Here is a 6,436-nt window from a genome sequence, read left to right as displayed (position 1 = left end):
AAAAACAGCAGTACGAGCGCGCCTGGCTCCGGCAAGGACTCTGGCTGGCGTCGTTTGTCGGCGGTCGCTCCAAAGACGCTGGAGCCGCAGCGCTCCTGGGAATGCTCTGCGCCCGCATCAAGCCCTCGGGCGAGATGCCTCGCTTCCCGCTCTGGCTCCTCTGGCCGCTCGCCCTCCTCAACCAAAAACTCCCCCGCCGGGATCGGATGGCGCTCTAGCAAGCCTGAACCCACCCGCCTCGTCCCTCGGCACCCTCCCTCAGAGCAGGGAGGGTAAAACCCCTTCCTACCTCCCCCTTCCTTGGGACAGGGAAGGGGGCCGGGGGGATGGGTTCAGATCACCTCTAGGTAATCGCGATCCGGCAAAGCCGGGAACGGGGCGTGGGGTTCGGCTTGGTACCAGAAGGCGACCGAGGCAATGTCGTCTTGGAGGGGCAGGTAGCGGTGCTTGCTGCGCCAGCCGAGGGCTTGGATCGTGACTTTGAGATCAGACTCGAAGCGCACGGGGTCCATGATGTGCCAGCGATAGAGTCCGAAGCGCTGCTGGCATTTATACGCACCGTCGCCGCGAATGACTTGGGGAAGGCCCGCGTACGGAGTCGAGAACTCGGTGTACTGGCCGTTTCTATCGAAGTTGTACGAGCCGCAGAAGTAGTCCTCGGTGCCGGTGCCGCAGATCGTGGGAAACTCACCGTCGCCGTCGAGGAAGAACTTGATCTCGCCCTCACCCCACCAGCCGGTGTTGTTGACGCCCCAGGCCATGTAGCACCCGACAAACTGCCCGTGGCCGCTCACGCCGTCGAGAATCGTATAGACATCTTTGTACGGAAGCGGGTTGGTGCGCCGGAACTGCGCGTGGAAGTAGGCAGCGTCATCGGGGATCTCGGTGAGGGTGTAGTTGATCTGGTAGTAGAGCACCATCTCGTCGTAGCCGATGTTCTCCAGCGTGATGCGGCACTTCTTGCGAAAGGGCATCTCCCAGTAGCAGTTAAACGCCGAGCCGGGATTGACGCAGACCGGCAGCGAGTTGACGTGGGCGTACTGGCACCAGCCGTTGGCAAAGAAGTCCCCGACGGGGCACTCCACCGACGGCGTCTCTTCGTCGTCCCAGTAGAAGCGCAGGATCGAGTAGCGCCAGTTGCCGGTCGGGGTCATCCAGATCTGCTGGATCGCACCAGGGCCGTCTATTTCGGCGAGTGTAAACGTGGTTCCCGCGGCGATCTTGACATACGGGCTGAGCTTCCAGCCGATACCGAGATCGCGAGCACACTCCTTGGCGGGGCCGTCTTCCGACATCCCACCCTTGCCCTTTTCGCCCGTGAAGTTCTCTGGGGAGATCGAGCGCGTCTTTGCCATCGAGAGCCGGGAGAGGTTCCCGAGGTTCATTCCAAGTCCGTTAAACATAGAGCAAGGTTCGCGGCTGAGCAGAGCATTTCCTGCCGAAGGGTGGTCGAGTAGTGCGAGACCGGGATGCAACCTACTTCCAGAACACCGCCACGGCAATCGCCAGCACACTGACCGCAATAACGCCTAGGTGCATTCCGCCACTGAGACCTTTTTTGCGGCTCGCTTCGATCATCCCTACCACGGCGAGACCAAGTAGTAGCTTAATGCCGACCTTCATGTGGTTGACAGGGTCGGCACCGGGGCTCTTGGCCAGCATCTCTTTGATCCCGATAAGTAACAGGCCCGTCACAAACGCGAGGCGTGCGCCCCAGACGGCGCTGGCGGCGAGCTTCTTCTCGGTGGCTCCGGAGAGCGTCAACACGCCCCCAAAAAGCGCAGCCCAGGAGATAAAGTGCGCCAGCTTCAATACGAGTCTTACTTGTTCCATAGACTGCTTATATCACCTTGCTTCCCCAAGCACAAAACTGTGGTACTGTGAGGGTGCATCTTTGCGTACTGGCTCTGGAAGCCGGTGCGCTTTTTGTTTTTATAAGGTGCAGACAAAGAGGTACCCCTTGGGTAACAAAAAAACAGAGGCGAAAGAGAACAACCGCCATGTCCGCACCGAGATGGCGCGGCATAGCGTGGACTGTGGTGAGGTGCAGGTTCAGTGCCTGCACGGCGTGGTTCATCTCTACGGGCGTGTTCGACCGATGCGTGGCCATGAGGAGACATTTTCCGCAGAGCGAGATGCCCTTCTTAAAGGACTGCGCCAGCGGGCGGGTGTTCGTGATGTGATCGCGGAGTGGCAGATCATGGGGTAAAAGCGGGTACACTTGCCTCTATAAAACGATGAAAACCATGAAAACAACGCTCACACCGTTTCATATTGCGGTTCCCGTGCGCGATATCGCCGAGGCACGGGAGTTTTATGGAGGCACTTTAGGGTGCTCAGAGGGGCGCAGTGCGGAGCACTGGGTAGACTTTAACCTCTTTGGGCACCAGTTTGTCTGTCACTTAAACCCGAATCTGGGCAAGGACGGCCAGCTCACGGCGCACTACAACGGCGTGGATGGTCATGGTGTGCCGGTGCCACACTACGGCGTAGTCTTAGAGCTGCCCGTCTGGGAGGCGCTGGCGGCGCGGCTGAAAGAGCGCGGCGTGGTGTTTGTGATCGAGCCCTACCTTCGCTTTCAAGGCGAGGTCGGGGAGCAGGCGACGATGTTCCTGATGGACCCGACCGGCAACGCGCTGGAGTTCAAGGCTTTTGCCGATATTAATGGCCAGCTCTTCGCGACCCAGTAGGAGCTAGCGCGGCTTCCAGGCCAGCACTTGCCGGGCTTTGCGTAGAAGGATTTCGAGCTCAGAATAGGGGATCTCTTGCACCGAGGGGTAGGCGTTCTCGATAAAGAGCCAAGCCGCAAGCGCCGATGACTGCCCCAGGATCATGAAGACCGGCTCCATGCGAATCGAGCCGTAGGCGATGTGGCTCGACGCGAGGCAGACGGGCACGAAGAGGTTTTTACACTCGCGCTGGCGGGGGACAAGGGAGCGGTAGGAGATGGCGTACGGCGGGGTGCTGACTTGCACATCGCCCTCGTTTTTCACAAAGCCGTCCACGACCACGCGGTTGCAGTTGTGCGAGTCCATGTTGTAGCTCCCCAGCCCCACCGAGTCCTCGATCTTGAGCTTGCCCTTACAGTGGCTCTCCGTCATCACGACACTGGTGACCATGCGGCGGGCCTCACGAACATAGAGCTGGCGCGACCAGCCGCCCGTCTCCAGAAACTCGTCCCGGCAGAGCCCCCACTCACTCCAGCGCTCCCGCAGCTCGGCAGGGACACTCGGCTCGTTGCCCATGTACCACATCAGCCCCTGCTGGTAGCGCACGTGCTCCTGAAAGATCTTCTCCCGCTCGGCATAGCCCGCCTCGGGGTACTTATGATTGGCCCCAATAAAATCGGTTGAGAAGCCACCGTGGTTGTTCTTATCGAACTTGCCTTTTTGCAGCGGATCGAACTTATTGAAAAACTCACTGGCCCCCGCTTTGATATAGCGTGTGAGTAGCTCGTAGTTTTTGTTGTCGTAGCCGACGGGCTTGGGGTAGGGAATTTTATTGGCCGGTGTCTTGGTGAGACAGAGGCGGAAACAGTATGCCTGGACGCTCTTGTCGCCGCTGCCAGGCGCAAGTGGCTTGGCTTGAATGCCAGGAAGCAGGCCACTTTTCGGGTCGTCTTCGATCATATACGGCGAGACGGGCTTTAAGAACTGGTGCTTGTCGCGGATCTGGTAGCCGTTGATGGTCTCGCTGTAGACTTTGTTGCTCTCACGGCCCACGGTGTAGCTTACGCCCGCCTTTGCCATAAGATCGCCCTCATAGGTCGCGTCTATAAACACCGCCGCCTCGATTGTCAGCCCCTCTTCGGTGGTGACGGAGACAAGCTGCCCCCGATTTTTCTTGACGGATGCGAGGAACTGCCCGAAATAGGGTTGAACCCTAACCTCGGCGAGCAGCTCCGTGAGCACTTCCTCGGCGATATGAGGCTCGAAGTTCCACTCCTCTGTCTTCCCGTACTTCGCGCCAATCCGGGCATAGACCTCACGCGCCAGGCCACCAATGGCCTCTTTACGCCCAGTGTCGGTGTAGGAAAGCCCACCCGTCGTGAGCCCGCCGATGTGCCGCTCCGGTGCGAGCAAGACCACGTGCAGCCCCAGCCGCGCCGCCTGCACCGCTGCAATCACCCCACTTGCCGTGCCACCGTAGACACAGAGATCTGCGTGGCGTGTGTGTGGCTTCTGCGCCAGCGTGGGAGGCTTCCAATAAAAAAGGGACGTCATGTCTTGAGTTGTCATAACGTCCCCACTATACCAAAGGTTTACGCTTTAGAAAGCACCAGTGAACCCGAGGTTGTTCTGTGGGCAAGCATTTGCTGCCACGGAGCACCCCAGTGCCTCGTCGGTAAAGGTGAGGTTCGGGTTGGGCTGTGCGCTCATATCGGCTCCAAAATCACTGAACCGGATCGCAGACTTACGTTTGAACTTCGCATGACCATCGCAGTAGAGCAAGATGGTGCCTCCAGAGTGCTGGTAGTCGTAAAACTGATGGTTGAACTGGTTATAGACTGTTGTGGAGTTGGTTGCTAGACAGGGGCGTACATGCGAGACCCGGGTCTTGTACTTGTACTCTTGGAGAAATATAATGTCCGCAGGTGCGGGGATCGCGGCAAGAGACTTGCTGGCCGCAATGCCGTTGAGCAGGTAGCTGAGGTTGCCTCCTCCTGGTATGTTGGTCTCACGGTAGCCTGAGGTTGCCCCGCCTGCTCCTCCTGAGCGTGGTGTCGCATTTGGGCAGAGATAGACTTGTAGGTTCTTGACATAGGGATAGATATCGCGTGCCCAGTTACGCAGTACGGGTGAGCCTGCTCCAGTCTCGGGAGTCATGAAGCCAAGAGGGTTTTGGGTGCCTGCGGCATTGGTAAAGCCAGAATCCCCAGGCCAGCCATGCGGGGCACCACTGTTACCGTTGAGACCGTTATGATTGCCCGGCAGAGTTTCATCATAGTCTTGGGTGTACATCATCAGGCCAATACCAATCTGCTTGGTATTGGAGAGGCAGCTTGTCTGGCGAGCTTTCTCTCTTGCTTGGGCGAAGACGGGAAATAAGATAGCGGCGAGAATCGCGATGATGGCGATCACGACGAGAAGTTCGATTAGGGTAAAAGCGCGTTGATTTTTCATTGCGTGGGGTCCTTCAGTGGAGATAATAAACCTGGGGGAGCCGCCGTACTCTGGCGGTGGATCAGGCGGGTGGCGAGCGGGGCCATTGCGGGCGGCTCCTTGCCCTGCCACAGGCACTGGAGCACTTTAAGCGCCCCTTCGGCCTGTGCATCGAGAGGGTTCTCGACGGTGGTAAGCGGCGGGACAGCGGTCTCCGCCAGCACGTTGTTGTCAAAGCCGATGATCGAGAGGTCTTCGGGGACACGAAGCCCTAGCTCCCGTGCGGTCACAGTAAGCTGCCAGGCAATATCGTCGTTGTAGGTCACAAATGCCGTGGGGCGCTCTTGTGGGGCAAGTTGCATGCTAGCACGTGCCTCAGTAAACGAGTAGCAGTGAGGCACTAGCCCAGCGGTTTCCATCCCGGCCAGATAACCTGCACGTCGCTCCTCAAAGGCTCGGCTCCCAGGATGCCCTCCGGAGACATGCACAATACGCTGGTGGCCTAGGTCAATGAGATAGCGAGTGGCTTCCCGAACGCCGCCGCACTGATCCATCCCTACCAGCCGCTCCGCGTAGCCCGAGCCAAAGCTAACGGTTGGAAAGCGCGAGGCATAGACCAGTCTTGCGAACTCATCGGCGTAGTGCGAAACCAGCACCAGACCATCTACGCGATGGTCCACGACTTCATCAACCATGAGGCCCCCTTCCGCAGGAAAGGGAATAAAAGTAAGGCGGAGCCCCGCACTGCGGCAGGCACGCGCCATTGCTGCCAGAACATCTTTGGCATAGACCGAGTACAAGTGGCTATCGTCCATACGTAGCACCACCCCCACGGTATAGATGCGTCCGGTGGAGAGTGCCCGTGCCAGTCCGCTACGCCGGTAGCCGAGTTTCTGCGCCGCATTACGAACACGGAGGCGAGTCCCCTCAGCCGCGCTGAAGCCAGGACGGTCGTTTAGTACAAACACCGCCGTGGTTTTCGAGACGCCCGCTTCGCGCGCAACGTCATTAATGGTAACAGCTTTGCCCATTGATTTCTTTGTAACCCGAGTTACTAACCCAGGTTACCAAGCCTTTCTTAATATGTCAAGAACAAAAAAAGACACCACGAGGAAGTCGTGGTGTCTTTCTTAAGTGATGGTAGAGAAACGATCTTAGAACGCGGCGGGAAGCGTCACCGCATTGTCAGGGCAGTTGATCGCTCCAGCAGCATTGGTGACACTACATCCCGTTCTGCTGTCACGGAAAGTCTGATTGATGTTGGTCAGGCGGCCATTGGCAACGCCCCAGACCACATCGGCACCGTAGTCAGCAAACCTCACGCCGGTCTTCTT

The 6,436-nt window shown here is 58.5% G+C and carries 9 protein-coding genes; 3 read left to right on the top strand and 6 right to left on the bottom strand.

Features of this window, described 5'->3' with window-relative positions:
* The coding region (locus tag AC1XOS_RS18445) for a hypothetical protein (protein WP_481963684.1) at nt 1-218 on the top strand (218 nt) is incomplete at its 5' end.
* 114 nt (nt 219-332) lie between these two features.
* Here the strand turns inward: AC1XOS_RS18445 and AC1XOS_RS18440 are convergent.
* Both AC1XOS_RS18440 and AC1XOS_RS18435 read right to left on the bottom strand, forming a co-directional pair.
* Nucleotides 333-1,403, bottom strand: a complete 1,071-nt coding sequence (locus AC1XOS_RS18440) for a glycoside hydrolase family 172 protein (RefSeq protein WP_481963683.1) — start codon at nt 1,401-1,403, stop codon at nt 333-335.
* A 73-nt stretch (nt 1,404-1,476) separates the two neighbouring features.
* Nucleotides 1,477-1,833: a hypothetical protein gene (locus tag AC1XOS_RS18435; protein WP_481963682.1), complete on the bottom strand. Its 357-nt coding sequence runs from the start codon at nt 1,831-1,833 to the stop codon at nt 1,477-1,479.
* 127 nt (nt 1,834-1,960) lie between these two features.
* On the opposite strand from AC1XOS_RS18435, the gene AC1XOS_RS18430 reads away from it, so the two are divergent.
* Nucleotides 1,961-2,209, top strand: coding sequence for a hypothetical protein (locus tag AC1XOS_RS18430; protein ID WP_481963681.1), 249 nt, complete (start codon nt 1,961-1,963; stop codon nt 2,207-2,209).
* Between the two features lie 37 nt (nt 2,210-2,246).
* Nucleotides 2,247-2,690, top strand: a complete 444-nt coding sequence (locus AC1XOS_RS18425; RefSeq protein WP_481963680.1) for a VOC family protein — start codon at nt 2,247-2,249, stop codon at nt 2,688-2,690.
* Between the two features lie 3 nt (nt 2,691-2,693).
* Here the strand turns inward: AC1XOS_RS18425 and AC1XOS_RS18420 are convergent, their stop codons facing one another.
* The 4 genes from AC1XOS_RS18420 to AC1XOS_RS18405 form a co-directional block, all read right to left on the bottom strand.
* Nucleotides 2,694-4,238, bottom strand: coding sequence for an FAD-dependent oxidoreductase (locus AC1XOS_RS18420; RefSeq protein ID WP_481963679.1), 1,545 nt, complete (start codon nt 4,236-4,238; stop codon nt 2,694-2,696).
* A 30-nt stretch (nt 4,239-4,268) separates the two neighbouring features.
* Entirely contained in the window at nt 4,269-5,123 is an 855-nt protein-coding gene (locus tag AC1XOS_RS18415; protein ID WP_481963678.1) for a DUF1559 family PulG-like putative transporter, read from the bottom strand.
* On the bottom strand, nt 5,120-6,133 hold the full coding sequence (locus tag AC1XOS_RS18410; protein WP_481963677.1) for a LacI family DNA-binding transcriptional regulator: 1,014 nt from the start codon (nt 6,131-6,133) through the stop codon (nt 5,120-5,122). Before AC1XOS_RS18410 ends, AC1XOS_RS18415 begins: the two co-directional genes overlap by 4 nt.
* A 123-nt stretch (nt 6,134-6,256) precedes the next feature.
* A partial coding sequence (locus AC1XOS_RS18405) for a hypothetical protein (protein ID WP_481963676.1) occupies nt 6,257-6,436 on the bottom strand: 180 nt, incomplete at its 5' end.

The organism is Armatimonas sp., assembly GCF_964826245.1.
Note: the sequence above shows the minus strand (reverse complement) of the source record. Positions and strands in the feature narration are given on the sequence as shown.

Bases quoted from the DNA above. Each gene is read 5' to 3' on its own strand.
- AC1XOS_RS18440 (WP_481963683.1), bottom strand. From the start codon at position 1,403: ATGTTTAACGGACTTGGAATGAACCTCGGGAACCTCTCCCGGCTCTCG.
- AC1XOS_RS18435 (WP_481963682.1), bottom strand. From the start codon at position 1,833: ATGGAACAAGTAAGACTCGTATTGAAGCTGGCGCACTTTATCTCCTGG.
- AC1XOS_RS18425 (WP_481963680.1), top strand. From the start codon at position 2,247: ATGAAAACAACGCTCACACCGTTTCATATTGCGGTTCCCGTGCGCGAT.
- AC1XOS_RS18420 (WP_481963679.1), bottom strand. From the start codon at position 4,238: ATGACAACTCAAGACATGACGTCCCTTTTTTATTGGAAGCCTCCCACG.
- AC1XOS_RS18415 (WP_481963678.1), bottom strand. From the start codon at position 5,123: ATGAAAAATCAACGCGCTTTTACCCTAATCGAACTTCTCGTCGTGATC.
- AC1XOS_RS18410 (WP_481963677.1), bottom strand. From the start codon at position 6,133: ATGGGCAAAGCTGTTACCATTAATGACGTTGCGCGCGAAGCGGGCGTC.